Source organism: Brachybacterium sp. AOP43-C2-M15 (assembly GCF_052446295.1).
Classification (GTDB): domain Bacteria; phylum Actinomycetota; class Actinomycetes; order Actinomycetales; family Dermabacteraceae; genus Brachybacterium.
The window spans coordinates 1-13,851 of the sequence record NZ_JBQSWB010000023.1 but is presented as its reverse complement, the minus strand read 5'-3'; the positions used below and the strand labels follow the sequence as shown (position 1 = coordinate 13,851).

Below are 13,851 nucleotides of genomic sequence, written 5' to 3'. Positions count from 1 at the left end.
CTAGTTTTCACTACGACATGGAGGACACCATGAAGAAGGGCATGACTCCGGAGTCTGTTGAGCAGATGGCGCAGCAGATCCAGGATTCCAGCGATCGGGTTCAGCAGACCTTTCAGCAGGTTTCGTCGCGTGTGCAGGAGTTCGACTGGACGGGTGAGGACCGCGATCGTTTCGTGAGTGAGTTCTCGGACACTCTCGGTCAGTTGGTGCAGCAGGTGGTTCAGCAGCTTGGTGACTTCTCCGAGCGTGGGACCCGGAATGCTCAGCAGCAGCGCGAGGCGTCTTCCTGATCCACGGTTTTCCGTTCTTTTCTTTCTTAGTTTGGCTGCTCTGAGACAGGGCGAAAGGGGTTTGACATGGCTTTCAAGGGCATGAATCCGGAAGAGGGTCGCGAGGTTGCGCAGGCTGTGACCGAGGCGGGCGAGCAGATCCTCGAGGCGATCGACAACGTGACGAGCATCGTGAACTCGGTGGAGTGGGTCGGTCCGGACTACGACGCGTACCGGGATGAGTGGAACAGCTTCACCGGTGGTGCTGTGGCGGAGCTGGTCAATGGTCTGCAGACCAAGGGCAATGAGCTGACTCAGCATGCTGAGGAGCAGGACACCACGTCGAACCAGCAGTGATCTGCTCGGTGGTGCGTCTGTTCTGAGCGACGCGCGAGGGCCCCGTATCCGAGGACGGATACGGGGCCCTCTGCTGTCACGGCTGCGCCTGCGGCGGTGGGTGCGTCCGCGACGGGGACTGCGCCTGCGCTCGTGCGCCGGCGCCGGCGGCGGCGACTGCGGCAGGCGGCCCGACGCGGTCCGGAGCGCCCCGCCGCGGGGTGGGCAGTCGCGGGTTGTCCACAGTGCTGCGATTCGCCGATCACGACCTTCACCTGCGGAAATGCTTCTCCGCGGGATGGGGAGGAGCATGGGGAGTTGTCCCCATCGCCATGTGGTGGTGGTCCCTCTAGGGTGGTGTCATCACCTGGGGGACAGGGTCGAGGAAGCGGTCAGCGGCCGTGGAGGTCGGGTCCGGTGGGTGGGGCCTAGTTTTCACTACGACATGGAGGACACCATGAAGAAGGGCATGACTCCGGAGTCTGTTGAGCAGATGGCGCAGCAGATCCAGGATTCCAGCGATCGGGTTCAGCAGACCTTTCAGCAGGTTTCGTCGCGTGTGCAGGAGTTCGACTGGACGGGTGAGGACCGCGATCGTTTCGTGAGTGAGTTCTCGGACACTCTCGGTCAGTTGGTGCAGCAGGTGGTTCAGCAGCTTGGTGACTTCTCCGAGCGTGGGACCCGGAATGCTCAGCAGCAGCGCGAGGCGTCTTCCTGATCCACGGTTTTCCGTTCTTTTCTTTCTTAGTTTGGCTGCTCTGAGACAGGGCGAAAGGGGTTTGACATGGCTTTCAAGGGCATGAATCCGGAAGAGGGTCGCGAGGTTGCGCAGGCTGTGACCGAGGCGGGCGAGCAGATCCTCGAGGCGATCGACAACGTGACGAGCATCGTGAACTCGGTGGAGTGGGTCGGTCCGGACTACGACGCGTACCGGGATGAGTGGAACAGCTTCACCGGTGGTGCTGTGGCGGAGCTGGTCAATGGTCTGCAGACCAAGGGCAATGAGCTGACTCAGCATGCTGAGGAGCAGGACACCACGTCGAACCAGCAGTGATCTGCTCGGTGGTGCGTCTGTTCTGAGCGACGCGCGAGGGCCCCGTATCCGAGGACGGATACGGGGCCCTCTGCTGCTCCCGGGTGCGGGAGCGACGTCCTGGCTCCCGTTCCCCGTCGGCGACATCGCCTCGATCGGACCTGCCGCGCCGGTCCGATCGACGGTGCCGGCTCAGCGGTAGTTGATGAACTGGAGCGCGACGTCCAGGTCCTTGCCCTTCAGCAGGGCGATGACCTCCTGCAGATCGTCGCGCTTCTTCGAGGAGACCCTCAGCTCGTCGCCCTGGATCTGGGGCTTGACGCCCTTGGGGCCCTCGTCCCGGATCAGCTTGGAGATCTTCTTGGCGTCCTCGGAGCTGATGCCCTCCTTGAGGGCGGCGCTCAGGCGCACCTCCTTGCCGGACTGCTTCGGCTCTCCCACGTCGAGGGCCTTGAGGGAGATGCCTCGACGGATCAGCTTGGACTGCAGCACGTCGAGGACGGCGAGCACCCGCTCCTCCGCATTCGCGGTCAGGACGATCTCGTCCCCGCTGAGGGTGACGGACGCCCCGGTGCCCCGGAAGTCGTAGCGCTGGCCGACCTCCTTGACAGCCTGGTTGACGGCGTTGTCGATCTCCTGACGGTCGAGCTTGCTGACGATGTCGAACGATGAATCAGCCATGGGTGCCTCCTTCGGGCGGCCTTCGGGGGCGGCCGCCGCGTCGTTGTCTCGTGCGCCTTCGCGAGCGCCGCCCACCAGCCTGGCACAGTCTGTGATGCTCTTCATGCGCTCGGAGGCGCTCTCGGGTTCGCGCCATCGGCGCGGCCCCGGTATGCTGGTCCAGGTCCGCTTCCGGCGGCCATCGGACCACGGCCCGATGGATGGCGGGAGCAGTCACGGCAGATTACCCGAGCGGCCAAAGGGAGCTGACTGTAAATCAGCTGGCATTGCCTACGGGGGTTCGAATCCCTCATCTGCCACGGCGGAGGGTCCATGTGATCCGAAGCACCGGGGCTCACCCCCGAATTGCCTCCGGGCAGCGAGGTGGGTAAAGTTCACCGGGTTGCCCTGATAGCTCAGTCGGCAGAGCGTCTCCATGGTAAGGAGAAGGTCAAGGGTTCGATTCCCTTTCAGGGCTCTGATGGATGCGGCGGCCCGGTCTCATTCGAGATCGGGCCGTTTCATCGGTCACGCCGGGGTAGCTCAGACGGTTAGAGCGCACGACTCATAATCGTGAGGTCGCGGGTTCGATCCCCGCCCTCGGTACCACACCGGTCATCACCGGCGTGCAGAATCCACATCCCCCGAGCACGGGGACCCACGAGGTGCGCCGCCGGGCGCGCCACCCGGACGAAAGAGGCGAACCGTGGCGAGCAAGAGCTCTGACGTGCGTCCCAAGATCACCATGGCGTGTGTCGACTGCAAGGCGCGCAACTACATCACCAAGAAGAACCGTCGCAACACCCCGGATCGGCTCGAGCTCTCCAAGTTCTGCCCGACCTGCGGCAAGCAGACGGCTCACCGCGAGACCCGCTGAGCGGGCCCACCGCTTCTCGACGAAGGCCACCCGGAGACATCCGGGTGGCCTTCGTCGCGTCCGGAGAGAGGCCGATGCGGTGCGGCGCGGAGTGACCGCCGCCCGCTCCCGACGGTGAGATGATCGAGGGGACCGCATCCGTCGGCCCCGGCCGACCCGACCTCGGGAGACGACATGACCACCACCCCCGATCCCTCCTTCGCCGGGCGCTCCTACCCGGCCGGCCCCGTGCACACCGTCTCGGCCGCGAAGATCGCCGAGTTCGCTCGCGCCACCGGTGCCTCCTCCGCGCTGCACACGGATCCCGAGGCCGCCGGTGAGGCGGGGCACCCCGGCGTCATCGCGCCCCCGACCTTCCTGGTCTCCCTCGCACAGGCGACCGAGGCGCAGTACGTCGAGGACCCCGCCTCCGGCATCGACTTCTCGCGCGTCGTCCACGGCGAGGAGTCCTTCACCCTGCAGCGCCCTGTGGTCGCCGGCGACCGCCTGGTCCCGACCCTGACCGTCGAGTCGATCCGGGCAGCCGGCGGGCACGCCATGGTCACCACCCGCGTCGACATCGCCGACGAGGCCGGAGCCGAGGTCGCGAGCGTCCGCAGCCTGCTCGTCGTCCGCGGGGACTGACCCGCCCTCGGGGCCGCACTCCGCGGACCCCGCCGTCGGACCCCGCCGTCGGACCCGTCACCCGCCCGCCTCCCCGGAAACCAGGAGCAGACATGACTTCCAGCCCCGCCGCCCCCTCGACCTCAGCGGATCTCGCCGACCTCGTCGTCGGCCAGGAGCTCGCCCGCACCCGCCACGAGATCTCCCGCGACACCCTGGTGCGCTACGCCGGGGCCTCCGGCGACTTCAACCCCATCCACTACAACGACGCCGTCGCCGCCGAGGCCGGTCTGCCGGGCGTCATCGCCCACGGCATGCTCACCATGGGCACGGCGATCACCGGCCTGCTCGACGCCGTCGTCGACCCCGCCGCGGTGCGCGCCTACTCCACCCGCTTCACCTCCCCGGTCCTGGTGCCCGCCATCGGCAGCGCGACCCTCGACGTCGTCGCGGTCGTCGGCGCGATCGACGAGTCGGCCGGCACCGCACGAGTGGACCTCACCGCCGAGGTGGACGGCACCAAGGTGCTCGGACGCGCCCGCGCGACGATCGCCCTGCCCGGCGGCTCCTCGGACGACGCCGCCGACTCCGCTGCCGGCTCCGGTGCGACCCCCGCCTCGGCGCAGGACGCGGCGGGCGCCGCATGAGGCTCGCCGACCTGACCACCCTGCGCATCGGCGGCGAGATCCGGACGCTGATCGAGGCGCGCAGCGCCGACGAGGTGATCGAGGCGGTCTCCGCCGCGGACGCCGCCGGCGAGCAGGTCCTGGTGCTCGGCGGCGGATCGAACCTGGTCGCCTCCGACGCGCCCTTCGAGGGCACCGTGGTGCTGCTGCGCGACCCCGAGGAGCCGCCGCTGCTGGACGCCACCTGCGAGGTCGGCGCCTCCGGGGAGCCGGACGGCATCCCCGTGGACCCCGCCGAGCTCACCCCGCTGGACCCCACCTGCGGGGGCGCGATCGTCGAGCACTTCGCGGGCGTGAACTGGGATCGTGCGGTGCGCTACGCGATCGCCCGCGAGATGGTCGGCATCGAGGCGCTCTCCGGCATCCCCGGCACCGTCGGCGCCACCCCGATCCAGAACGTCGGCGCCTACGGGCAGGAGGTCTCCGCGACCATCTCCCGCGTGCGCACCTGGGACCGTGAGGAGAACGCCGTGCGCACCTTCTTCGCCGCCGACTGCGACTTCTCCTACCGCGACAGCGTCTTCAAGCGCACCCGCTACGGCGGACCGGTGCCCTCGGCCACCGGTCGCTACGTGGTGCTCTCGGTGACCTTCCAGCACACCATCGGCTCGCTGTCGGCGCCTGTCCGCTACGCGCAGCTCGCCGAGACCCTCGGAGTGCAGGTCGGCGAGCGGGCACCGATGTCGGAGGTCCGCGAGGCGGTGCTGCGGGTCCGTGCCTCCAAGGGGATGGTGCTGGACCCCGCCGACCACGACACCTGGAGCGCGGGCTCGTTCTTCACCAACCCGATCCTGGAGGCGGCCGAGGCCGAGCGCCTGCCCGCGGAGGCGCCGCGCTTCGACGCCGGGGAAGGACGGGTCAAGACCAGCGCCGCCTGGCTCATCAGCCACTCCGGCATCGAGCGCGGCCATGCGCTGGGGGAGCGGGCCGCCGTCTCCTCCAAGCACTCCCTGGCCCTGACCAATCGCGGAGACGCCACCAGCGACGACCTCGCAGAGCTCGCCCGCGACGTCCAGGGACGGGTGGAGGGCGCCTTCGGCGTGCACCTGGTCCCCGAGCCCGTCCGTCTCGGCCTCGAACTCTGAGCCGACCCGCGGGGAGCGACCCCGCCCGCCTAGGATGTCGGGACGGTGCCCGCCGTCCCGACCCGTCACTGCAGGAGGCCCTGTGAACGTCCTCGACCAGTCCATCTCCGATCTCGACCCCGACATCGCCCAGGTGCTCGACCGGGAGCTCGCCCGGCAGCAGCGCACGCTGGAGATGATCGCGAGCGAGAACTTCGTGCCGCGCGCCGTGCTGCAGGCGCAGGGCTCGGTCCTGACCAACAAGTACGCCGAGGGCTACCCGGGCCGTCGCTACTACGGCGGGTGCGAGGAGGTGGACATCGCCGAGCAGATCGCGATCGACCGCGCGAAGGAGCTCTTCGGCGCTGAGCACGCGAACGTGCAGCCCCACTCGGGCGCCTCCGCGAACGCCGCGGTCATGCACGCCCTCGCCCGGCCCGGCGACAAGCTGATGGGCCTGTCGCTCGCGCACGGCGGCCACCTCACCCACGGCATGAAGATCAACTTCTCGGGCCGGCTCTACGACATCGTCGCCTACGAGACCGAGCCCGGCACGGGCCTCATCGACATGGACAAGGTGCGCGAGCAGGCCGTGGCCGAGCGGCCCAAGGTGATCGTCGCCGGCTGGTCCGCCTACACCCGCCAGCTCGACTTCCCGAGGTTCCGGGAGATCGCCGACGAGGTCGGCGCCGCGCTGTGGGTGGACATGGCGCACTTCGCAGGTCTCGTCGCCGCGGGCCTGCACCCGAGCCCGGTCCCCTACGCGGACGTCGTCTCGACCACGATCCACAAGACCATCGGCGGGCCCCGCTCCGGCATGATCCTGTGCACCGAGAAGTGGGCGAAGAAGATCGACTCCGCCGTGTTCCCCGGCCAGCAGGGCGGCCCGCTCATGCACGTGATCGCCGCCAAGGCCGTCGCGCTGAAGATCGCCGCCTCCGAGGACTTCACGGACCGCCAGGCCCGCACGCTCGAGGGCGCGAAGATCCTCGCCGAGCGCCTCCAGGCCGAGGATGCGAAGGCGGCCGGGGTGAAGGTCATCTCCGGCGGCACCGACGTGCACCTCGTGCTGGTGGACCTCGTGGACAGCGAGCTCGACGGCCAGCAGGCCGAGGACCGCCTCCACGAGGTCGGCATCACCGTGAACCGCAACGCCGTCCCCAACGACCCGCGCCCGCCGCGCGTCACCTCGGGGCTGCGCATCGGCACCCCGGCCCTGGCCACGCGGGGCTTCGGCGCCGCGGAGTTCACCGAGGTCGCCGACATCATCGCCCTCGCCCTCACCGATGGCGCGGACCTCGCGTCCCTGCGGGCGCGCACCGAGGCCCTCGCCGCGGCGAAGCCCCTGTACGCGGAGCTCCAGCAGTACTGAGCGACGTGGTGGGGCCCGGTGCCGCGGCACCGGGCCCCAGCACGGTCCCCGGCGGTCCGCCGCCGCCCCGCCCCCGTCCGAACCCTCCATCCCTCTCATCCAAGGAGCGCCACATGACGGCCCAGATCCTCGACGGCAAGGCCACGGCGAAGGCGATCAAGGAGGAGCTGGCCGAGCGCATCGCGCGACTCGTCGACGCCGGTCATCCCCGTCCCGGACTCGCCACCGTGCTGGTCGGCGACGACCCCGGCAGTGCCGCCTACGTGCGCGGGAAGCACCGCGACAGCGAGCAGATCGGACTGCACTCGATCCAGAAGCAGCTGCCGGCCGAGGCCACGCAGGCGGACGTCGAGGCGGTCGTGGACGAGCTGAACGCCGATCCCGCCTGCACCGGCTACATCGTGCAGCTGCCGCTTCCGGAGCACATCGACACCGATGCGATCCTCGAGAGGATCGATCCCGCCAAGGACGCCGACGGCCTCCACCCCACGAACCTCGGCCGCCTGGTGCTCAATGCCTACTCGCCGATCCACACCCCGCTGCCGTGCACGCCCCGGGCCGTCATCGAGCTGCTCCTGCGTCACGACATCGACCTCAAGGGCAAGGACGTCGTGGTGATCGGCCGCGGCGTGACCGTCGGCCGCTCCATCGGCGCGCTCATGACCCGCCGCGCCGTCAACGCGACCGTGACCCTCACCCATACCGGCACCGTGGACCTGCCTTCGCACCTGCGCCGGGCCGACGTGATCGTCGCCGCCGCGGGCGTCGCCCACCTGGTACGGCCCGAGGACGTCAAGCCCGGTGCGATCGTGCTGGACGTGGGCGTCTCCCGCCAGGAGGACCCCGACGGCGGCAAGGCGAAGCTCGTCGGCGACGTCGATCCGGCGGCCGCCGAGGTCGCCTCCTGGATCAGCCCGAACCCCGGAGGCGTCGGCCCCATGACCCGTGCGCTGCTGGTCAGCAACGTCGTCGAGGCCGCCGAGCACGCCGCCGGGATCGAGGTCTGAAGCCGGGGCACGACTCCCCGTGAAGAGCTGCCCGTGGAGAGCTCCCCGGGCACCTCTCCCCATGGCGCGCGTGCCTCGTGACCCCTATCGTTCCTGGTCTTAGGGAGTGACGAAGGAGCGGACGAAGAGGAGTCATGAGCGGGTTCTGGGGGATGGACGTCGAGCGGGGGCGCGAGCACGCCAGCCGGATGGAGGCCGGAGCTGCCGCGCTTCGAACGATCGGCCAAATGCTCCAGCGGGCAGCGAGTACGGCCGAATGGACCGGCCCGGACGCCGACGCGTTCCGTGCCCAGCTGGGCGGAGTGCACGCCCGGATCCTCGAGAGGTCTCTGCGATGCCGCTCGGAGAGCACCGCACTGCGCGCACACGCCAAGGCGCAAGAGAGCGCATCCGCTGCCGGCGGGGCGCTCAGGCAGTTCTCGACCGGGGAGCTGCTCGGCGAACTGCTGGGCAGCAGGATCGATGCGCCTGAGGGCTTCGGAACTCGGACCACGCCCTATGACGTGCCGGGCGACGACATCGCCCCCATCAGGCCGGAGGACATCACCCACCAGGACGACCTGACCGTCCCCACCTCGATCGCCGACATGCTCACGAACCTCGACCATGTCGCGAGAGAGCAGGACGATCACGAGGCGACGATCCGCATCCAGGCGATCGAAGGCCCTGACGGGGAGACGCGGTACGTGGTCTACGTCCCCGGATCCAAGGGCAGCATGCTCAACACGATCGGGATGACGGACGTGAACGGGAACCCGTTCGACTGGAACCAGAACCCCGGTGCGCTCCTGGGCCAGTCCACGGACTCCTCGCGCGCCGTCCAGGCGGCCATGGAGGCGGCAGGAATCCCGTACGGCGCTGACGTCGCCCTGGTCGGGCACTCTCAGGGTGGAATAGCTGTCTCGAACCTGGCCGCGGATCCCAGCTTCAACGGCGGTCCCGATGGCTGGAACGTCACGGATGTGATCACGGTGGGGAGCCCCGTGCAATGGGCGGACGTCCCCCCGACGACCAACACGATCAACTTCGCCCATGTCGGCGAACCCCTCGCCTTCCCGTTCCCTGCACCGATCCCCCCGTTGGTCTCACACCTGCCCTTCGGGATCGACCTGACGCCTGAACTGGACGGCGACTTCTATCTTCACGGGAACGCGGGGCACCGCACCGAAGTCCAGATGCAGGGGCCGAGTTGGGACCTCAGCACGAATCACGGTGTGGCGGAGTACCAGGACAGCATCGGTGCGTCCGATGATCCGGCCATCGCCGCCTTCGAACAGAGCGACTCGATGAGCAACTATCTGGCGGGCGAAGGCGACGTGCCGGCCTCGTCGACGGTCGACGTCCTCGTCTCGAGGGAGGAGGACACCTACGGTGACGAGAGCGTGCATCCCTGGGACATTGCTCCGTGGCCTGGCTGGCCACTCCTGCGGAATCCGGTCGTCGGCACTGATCCGGTGAACGACCCTCGGTAGTCCTCGAGCTCCATCTCGAGACGCAGCTCCGTCCGCGCCTGCAACTCGGCTGATGGGGAGAACTCCCCATGGCCAGTGCCCCCCGCCGTGCTTAGCCTGGAACGGCGTGCCGGATTGGACGAGGGTCGGGAGCGGGGCATGACCGGATTCTGGGGGATGGAGACCACGCAGGTCTCCGAGCAGGTCGAGCGATTGGTCGATGGCTCTGCTCGCGTCGCGGACGTCGGCCCGCGATTGCAGGGACAGATCGAATCGGTGGCGTGGAGGGGACCGGACGCGGACGCCTTCCGCCAGGAGTCCGCTGCCGTGATGCGTCTGCTCGGCGAGTGGTCCGACCGCTGTGCTTCCGCCGCCTCCGAGCTCCAGGACGAACTCGCGCAGCAGGACCAGGCGTCATCTCCGGGCGGCGCGGCGGGCGGATTTTCCATGGGCATCGCGGCGGGCGGATTCCCCATGAGCGGCGTGGCGGGCGCCTTTCCCGGCGGGAGCGCAGGGATCGGCGCGATCCTGGGCGGGCTCACGGGCACTGCCGACGGGATCGCTCTCGGCGTCGGCGTGGAGAGCTCCCTCGGGCCCCGACTCGGCGAGGAGCTGGGAGTCCACGACGACCCCGCGGATGACATCGGGCCCATCGAGTCAGGTGATGTGTCCCGGCCCGACGATGCGAAGGACCCGAACAACATCGACGAGCTGCTCGAGAACCTCGATGACGTCGGCAAGGCGCACGAGAAGGACGCGGCGACCGTCCGGGTCCAGGAAGTCGTGGGAGAGGACGGTCGGAGTCGCTACATCGTCTACGTCCCTGGCTCCACTGGCCCCATGGGGAACGCCACCGGGCCCGACGCGAACGGGAACCCGATGGACTGGAATCAGAACCCCGGGGCCCTCGAGGGTCGTGAGACGGACTCCTCGCAGGCGGTCATCGCTGCCATGAAGTCCGCCGGTGTGCCCCCGGGGGCTGACGTCGCGCTCGTCGGTCACTCTCAGGGCGGGATCGTCGCGAACAACTTGGCGGCCGACCCCTCGATCAACGGGGCCCCGGACGGGTGGAACATCACCAACGTCGTGAGCGCAGGCAGCCCCGTCGAGAACGCGGACGTCCCCTCGTCGACCACCACGCTGAACCTTGCTCATGTCCCCAATAGTGAGGAGGGCCCCAGCTCGCCGTGGCTCGCTGATTCCTCAAGATTCTTCCGCACACCCGTCGGCGACATTGTTCCCGGACTCGACAATAATCCGCATATCGTCGAGGGCACTCCCCCTAATCGCCATGAGGTGGGCCTTCCGGCGCCGACGAACGACCCGCTCAAGAACCACTCCGTCTCGAACTATCGCGAGAGTGTGCAGGGAGCGAATGGGGAGGCAGCCGAGACGATCCGGGCGATGGAGAACGACCCGGCCATGCGGAACTACCTCGGCGACGGCCGTGTCGCAGACACCGTCGACGTGTCCGTGGGTCGAGAGGACGGCACCTATGGGGAGCCGCGCTCGACGCCTGAGAACATCCTCGATCCCCACATCGATGGTGATCCGCTCGATATCAAATGGGGAGGACCGATGATGCCTCTCTGGCAAGGTACCCGCTGAGTTGCCACTGATCTCCCAGGCGCTTGCGGATGCTCTCCAGGATGCGCCCAGGGGCGTCAGCTTGCCATACTGGTGGGCATGACTTTCACCCTCGCCACCGTCAACGTCAACGGCCTGCGGGCCGCCGCTCGCAAGGGCATGGCCGACTGGCTCGCGGAGACCGCGGCCGACGTCATCACCCTCCAGGAGGTGCGGGCTCCCGAGGAGCTGCTCGCCGATCTCGTGGGGGAGGGGTGGACGATCGTCGGAGAGGTCTCCGAGCTCAAGGGTCGCAACGGCGTCGCCATCGCCGCCCGCACGTCGCTCGAGCGGATCGACCTCGAGGGCGTGCGCCGCGGCCTGTCCGGTCTCACCGAGCCCACCCACACCGGCCGCTGGCTCGAGGCCGATCTCGAGGACCCGCTGGGCGACGGGAAGGACCTCACGGTCATCTCCTGCTACATGCACTCGGGAAACACCGAGAAGCCGCAGACCATGACCGACAAGTACGCCTTCCTCGACGTGGCCATGGAGCGCCTGGACGCGCTGCGCGCCGATGGCCGCCACGTGGTCCTCACCGGTGATCTCAACATCGCTCACGCCAACAACGACATCAAGAACTGGAAGGGCAACCTGAAGTCCGCCGGGTTCCTGCCGGAGGAGCGCGCCTACCTCGACCGGCTGCTCGTCGAAGGGGACTGGGTGGACGTCCATCGTCGCCTCGCCGGGGACGTGCCCGGCCCGTACACCTGGTGGTCCCAGCGCGGCAAGGCCTTCGACAACGACTCCGGCTGGCGCATCGACTACCAGCTGACCACCCCGGCGCTCGGCGACCGGGCGACCTCCGCCCAGGTGGACCGCGCTCCCAGCTACGACACCCGCTGGTCCGACCACGCCCCGCTGGTGGTCTCCTACTCCTGAGCTCTGCGCGGCGGACCCGCCCCGCGGTTCCCGTCGGCCGTGCCCTGATCTACGGTGGGCCGCAGACCGCCCCGGTCCGACGGGACGGCGATCCCCGGAGGAGCCACCATGGCCGCCCGCCGCACGCTGACCCTGCCCGACGCCGAGATCGTCCACCACCTGCGCGGTCCGCTGCCGCCTGCGGACGGCCATCCCGTGCTGCTCATGATCGGGCAGCCCATGACCTCCGAGGGCTTCGGCGATCTCGCAGACGAGATGCCGGGGAGGACGGTGGTCACCTACGACCCGCGGGGACTGGGGGACAGCACCCGCAGCGACGGCAGCGAGCTCCACGACCCGCGGGTCCAGGCGCAGGACCTCCATGCGCTGATCGGCGAGCTCGGCGGTCCGGTCGACGTGTTCGCCAGCAGCGGCGGCGCGGTCGCCGGCCTCGCCCTGGTCACCGCACACCCCGACGACGTTCGCGTGCTGGTCGCGCACGAGCCGCCCATGCTCGGCGTGCTCCCGGACGCCGAGGCGGCCGAGCAGGCGAACGCCGCCGTCGGCCGTGCCTACCAGGAGCGGGGCTGGGGCGCGGGCTTCGCAGCGTTCCTCGGCATGTCGATGTGGCAGGGGGAGTTCACCGACGCCTATCTCGCTCAGCCGCTGCCGGACCCCGCCCGTTTCGGTCTGCCCGCCCAGGACGACGGCTCGCGGGACGACCCGCTGCTGTCCGGGACGAGCGCCCCCGTCACCGGCTACGTGCCGGACCTCGACACGCTCCGCGCCTCCACCGCCACGATCGTGATCGCCGTCGGCGAGCGGACGGGGCAGTCGGTCACGGCGCGGACCGCCCGGGCGCTCGCCGGACTGCTCGGGCAGGAAGCGGTGACCTTCCCGGGGGATCACGGCGGCTTCACCCGTCAGAACCCGGCCGACCCCGGGGACCCGGCGGCGTTCGCCGACCGCCTCCGCGAGGTGCTCGCCGACGCCTGAGCAACGGCCGAGGGGCCCCTCCGCAGCGCGAAGGGGCCCCTCGGAGCCTGTGGGCGGCCGGGCTCGGCCGAACCTCTCAGATGCGGCCGGTGATCACGGCCTGCTTGACCTCGGCGATCGCCTTGGTCACCTGGATCCCGCGCGGGCAGGCCTCGGTGCAGTTGAAGGTGGTGCGGCAGCGCCACACGCCCTCCTTGGAGTTGAGGATCTCCAGGCGCTGCTCCCCGGCGTCGTCGCGCGAGTCGAAGATGAAGCGGTGGGCGTTGACGATCGCGGCCGGGCCGAAGTACTGGCCGTCGGTCCAGAACACCGGGCACGAGGAGGTGCACGCCGCGCAGAGGATGCACTTGGTGGTGTCGTCGAAGCGCTCCCGCTGCTCGGCGGACTGCAGACGCTCACGGCTGGGCTCCTGCCCCCCGGCCACCAGGAACGGCATGACCTCCTTGTAGGAGTCGAAGAACGGCTCCATGTCGACGATCAGGTCCTTCTCGACCGGCAGGCCCTTGATGGGCTCGACGGTGATCGGCTTGCCGATGTCGAGGTCCTTCAGCAGCGTCTTGCAGGCCAGACGGTTGCGGCCGTTGATCCGCATCGCGTCGGAGCCGCAGATGCCGTGGGCGCAGGAGCGGCGGAAGGTCAGCGAGCCGTCCAGGTGCCACTTGATCTCGTGCAGGGCATCGAGCACACGGTCCGTGCCGTGCATGGTGACGGTGAAGTCCTCCCAGTGCACGCCCTTGTCGTTCTCCGGGGTGTAGCGCGCGATGCGCATCGTGACCTCGAACGAGGGGATCTCCTCGGCACCGGACTCGGCCTGAGGCTTCTTCTCGGCGACAGCAGTCATCAGAACGTGCGCTCCTTCGGCTCGTAGCGGGTGATCACGACGGGCTTGGTGCCCAGTCGGATCGGGGTGCCCTCGAGGCCCTCCTCGTCGGGGAGGGCGCGGTAGGCCATGGTGTGCTCGAGGTAGTTGACGTCGTCGCGGGTGTCGAAGTCCTCGCGGAAGTGGCCAC

General features: G+C 69.2%; 17 protein-coding genes and 3 tRNA genes. 17 read left to right on the top strand and 3 right to left on the bottom strand.

Translation table 11 applies throughout. The annotated features are described in order from the left end of the window. Positions 1 to 29 precede the first annotated feature (29 nt). From ACT3SP_RS17345 to ACT3SP_RS17330, 4 genes are all read left to right on the top strand, one after another. Positions 30 to 290, top strand: coding sequence for a WXG100 family type VII secretion target (locus ACT3SP_RS17345; protein ID WP_444588541.1), 261 nt, complete (start codon positions 30 to 32; stop codon positions 288 to 290). A 66-nt stretch (positions 291 to 356) separates the two neighbouring features. Further along, positions 357 to 626, top strand: a complete 270-nt coding sequence (locus ACT3SP_RS17340) for a WXG100 family type VII secretion target (RefSeq protein WP_444588540.1) — start codon at positions 357 to 359, stop codon at positions 624 to 626. A 436-nt stretch (positions 627 to 1,062) separates the two neighbouring features. After that, positions 1,063 to 1,323 carry a WXG100 family type VII secretion target gene (locus tag ACT3SP_RS17335; protein WP_444588541.1) on the top strand — a complete coding sequence of 87 codons (261 nt, stop codon included), beginning with the start codon at positions 1,063 to 1,065 and terminating at the stop codon, positions 1,321 to 1,323. 66 nt (positions 1,324 to 1,389) lie between these two features. Further along, positions 1,390 to 1,659, top strand: a complete 270-nt coding sequence (locus ACT3SP_RS17330) for a WXG100 family type VII secretion target (protein ID WP_444588540.1) — start codon at positions 1,390 to 1,392, stop codon at positions 1,657 to 1,659. Positions 1,660 to 1,830: 171 nt separating this feature from the next. Here the strand turns inward: ACT3SP_RS17330 and ACT3SP_RS17325 are convergent, their stop codons facing one another. Next, positions 1,831 to 2,319 (bottom strand): YajQ family cyclic di-GMP-binding protein, encoded by a 489-nt coding sequence (locus ACT3SP_RS17325; RefSeq protein WP_444588539.1) that lies wholly within the window; start codon positions 2,317 to 2,319, stop codon positions 1,831 to 1,833. A gap of 217 nt (positions 2,320 to 2,536) precedes the next feature. On the opposite strand from ACT3SP_RS17325, the gene ACT3SP_RS17320 reads away from it, so the two are divergent. The 13 genes from ACT3SP_RS17320 to ACT3SP_RS17260 all read left to right on the top strand — a co-directional run bounded on the left by ACT3SP_RS17320 (position 2,537) and on the right by ACT3SP_RS17260 (position 12,841). Further along, positions 2,537 to 2,618 (top strand) — tRNA-Tyr (locus ACT3SP_RS17320). Between the two features lie 85 nt (positions 2,619 to 2,703). Beyond that, a tRNA-Thr gene (locus ACT3SP_RS17315) sits at positions 2,704 to 2,776 on the top strand. A gap of 54 nt (positions 2,777 to 2,830) precedes the next feature. Continuing rightward, positions 2,831 to 2,907 (top strand) — tRNA-Met (locus tag ACT3SP_RS17310). 97 nt (positions 2,908 to 3,004) lie between these two features. Next, on the top strand, positions 3,005 to 3,175 hold the full coding sequence (rpmG, locus tag ACT3SP_RS17305) for a 50S ribosomal protein L33 (RefSeq protein ID WP_029360274.1): 171 nt from the start codon (positions 3,005 to 3,007) through the stop codon (positions 3,173 to 3,175). A gap of 174 nt (positions 3,176 to 3,349) precedes the next feature. Beyond that, complete coding sequence (locus ACT3SP_RS17300; protein WP_444588538.1) at positions 3,350 to 3,799, top strand: MaoC family dehydratase; 450 nt, start codon at positions 3,350 to 3,352, stop codon at positions 3,797 to 3,799. Positions 3,800 to 3,891: 92 nt separating this feature from the next. Next, positions 3,892 to 4,425, top strand: coding sequence for a MaoC/PaaZ C-terminal domain-containing protein (locus tag ACT3SP_RS17295; protein WP_444588537.1), 534 nt, complete (start codon positions 3,892 to 3,894; stop codon positions 4,423 to 4,425). After that, positions 4,422 to 5,549 (top strand): UDP-N-acetylmuramate dehydrogenase, encoded by a 1,128-nt coding sequence (locus ACT3SP_RS17290; protein WP_444588536.1) that lies wholly within the window; start codon positions 4,422 to 4,424, stop codon positions 5,547 to 5,549. Before ACT3SP_RS17295 ends, ACT3SP_RS17290 begins: the two co-directional genes overlap by 4 nt. 82 nt (positions 5,550 to 5,631) lie before the next feature. Beyond that, on the top strand, positions 5,632 to 6,900 hold the full coding sequence (glyA, locus tag ACT3SP_RS17285; RefSeq protein WP_444588535.1) for a serine hydroxymethyltransferase: 1,269 nt from the start codon (positions 5,632 to 5,634) through the stop codon (positions 6,898 to 6,900). A 113-nt stretch (positions 6,901 to 7,013) separates the two neighbouring features. Continuing rightward, positions 7,014 to 7,907 carry a bifunctional methylenetetrahydrofolate dehydrogenase/methenyltetrahydrofolate cyclohydrolase gene (locus tag ACT3SP_RS17280; protein WP_444588534.1) on the top strand — a complete coding sequence of 298 codons (894 nt, stop codon included), beginning with the start codon at positions 7,014 to 7,016 and terminating at the stop codon, positions 7,905 to 7,907. 134 nt (positions 7,908 to 8,041) lie between these two features. Further along, positions 8,042 to 9,379, top strand: coding sequence for a hypothetical protein (locus ACT3SP_RS17275; protein ID WP_444588533.1), 1,338 nt, complete (start codon positions 8,042 to 8,044; stop codon positions 9,377 to 9,379). Positions 9,380 to 9,805: 426 nt separating this feature from the next. Further along, positions 9,806 to 10,966, top strand: a complete 1,161-nt coding sequence (locus ACT3SP_RS17270) for a hypothetical protein (protein ID WP_444588532.1) — start codon at positions 9,806 to 9,808, stop codon at positions 10,964 to 10,966. A gap of 78 nt (positions 10,967 to 11,044) precedes the next feature. Further along, positions 11,045 to 11,866: an exodeoxyribonuclease III gene (locus tag ACT3SP_RS17265; protein WP_444588531.1), complete on the top strand. Its 822-nt coding sequence runs from the start codon at positions 11,045 to 11,047 to the stop codon at positions 11,864 to 11,866. A 108-nt stretch (positions 11,867 to 11,974) separates the two neighbouring features. Continuing rightward, on the top strand, positions 11,975 to 12,841 hold the full coding sequence (locus ACT3SP_RS17260; RefSeq protein ID WP_444588530.1) for an alpha/beta fold hydrolase: 867 nt from the start codon (positions 11,975 to 11,977) through the stop codon (positions 12,839 to 12,841). A 76-nt stretch (positions 12,842 to 12,917) separates the two neighbouring features. Here the strand turns inward: ACT3SP_RS17260 and ACT3SP_RS17255 are convergent, their stop codons facing one another. Both ACT3SP_RS17255 and ACT3SP_RS17250 read right to left on the bottom strand, forming a co-directional pair. Further along, positions 12,918 to 13,682 carry a succinate dehydrogenase iron-sulfur subunit gene (locus ACT3SP_RS17255; RefSeq protein ID WP_444588529.1) on the bottom strand — a complete coding sequence of 255 codons (765 nt, stop codon included), beginning with the start codon at positions 13,680 to 13,682 and terminating at the stop codon, positions 12,918 to 12,920. Beyond that, positions 13,682 to 13,851: hypothetical protein (locus tag ACT3SP_RS17250; RefSeq protein ID WP_444588555.1), on the bottom strand; the 170-nt coding region annotated here is incomplete at its 5' end. The genes ACT3SP_RS17250 and ACT3SP_RS17255, both read right to left, overlap by 1 nt.

Bases quoted from the DNA above. Each gene is read 5' to 3' on its own strand.
- ACT3SP_RS17265 (WP_444588531.1), top strand. From the start codon at position 11,045: ATGACTTTCACCCTCGCCACCGTCAACGTCAACGGCCTGCGGGCCGCC.
- ACT3SP_RS17335 (WP_444588541.1), top strand. From the start codon at position 1,063: ATGAAGAAGGGCATGACTCCGGAGTCTGTTGAGCAGATGGCGCAGCAG.
- ACT3SP_RS17300 (WP_444588538.1), top strand. From the start codon at position 3,350: ATGACCACCACCCCCGATCCCTCCTTCGCCGGGCGCTCCTACCCGGCC.
- ACT3SP_RS17345 (WP_444588541.1), top strand. From the start codon at position 30: ATGAAGAAGGGCATGACTCCGGAGTCTGTTGAGCAGATGGCGCAGCAG.
- ACT3SP_RS17295 (WP_444588537.1), top strand. From the start codon at position 3,892: ATGACTTCCAGCCCCGCCGCCCCCTCGACCTCAGCGGATCTCGCCGAC.
- ACT3SP_RS17290 (WP_444588536.1), top strand. From the start codon at position 4,422: ATGAGGCTCGCCGACCTGACCACCCTGCGCATCGGCGGCGAGATCCGG.
- ACT3SP_RS17340 (WP_444588540.1), top strand. From the start codon at position 357: ATGGCTTTCAAGGGCATGAATCCGGAAGAGGGTCGCGAGGTTGCGCAG.
- ACT3SP_RS17255 (WP_444588529.1), bottom strand. From the start codon at position 13,682: ATGACTGCTGTCGCCGAGAAGAAGCCTCAGGCCGAGTCCGGTGCCGAG.
- ACT3SP_RS17325 (WP_444588539.1), bottom strand. From the start codon at position 2,319: ATGGCTGATTCATCGTTCGACATCGTCAGCAAGCTCGACCGTCAGGAG.
- ACT3SP_RS17270 (WP_444588532.1), top strand. From the start codon at position 9,806: ATGGGCATCGCGGCGGGCGGATTCCCCATGAGCGGCGTGGCGGGCGCC.
- ACT3SP_RS17280 (WP_444588534.1), top strand. From the start codon at position 7,014: ATGACGGCCCAGATCCTCGACGGCAAGGCCACGGCGAAGGCGATCAAG.
- ACT3SP_RS17260 (WP_444588530.1), top strand. From the start codon at position 11,975: ATGGCCGCCCGCCGCACGCTGACCCTGCCCGACGCCGAGATCGTCCAC.
- ACT3SP_RS17275 (WP_444588533.1), top strand. From the start codon at position 8,042: ATGAGCGGGTTCTGGGGGATGGACGTCGAGCGGGGGCGCGAGCACGCC.
- ACT3SP_RS17330 (WP_444588540.1), top strand. From the start codon at position 1,390: ATGGCTTTCAAGGGCATGAATCCGGAAGAGGGTCGCGAGGTTGCGCAG.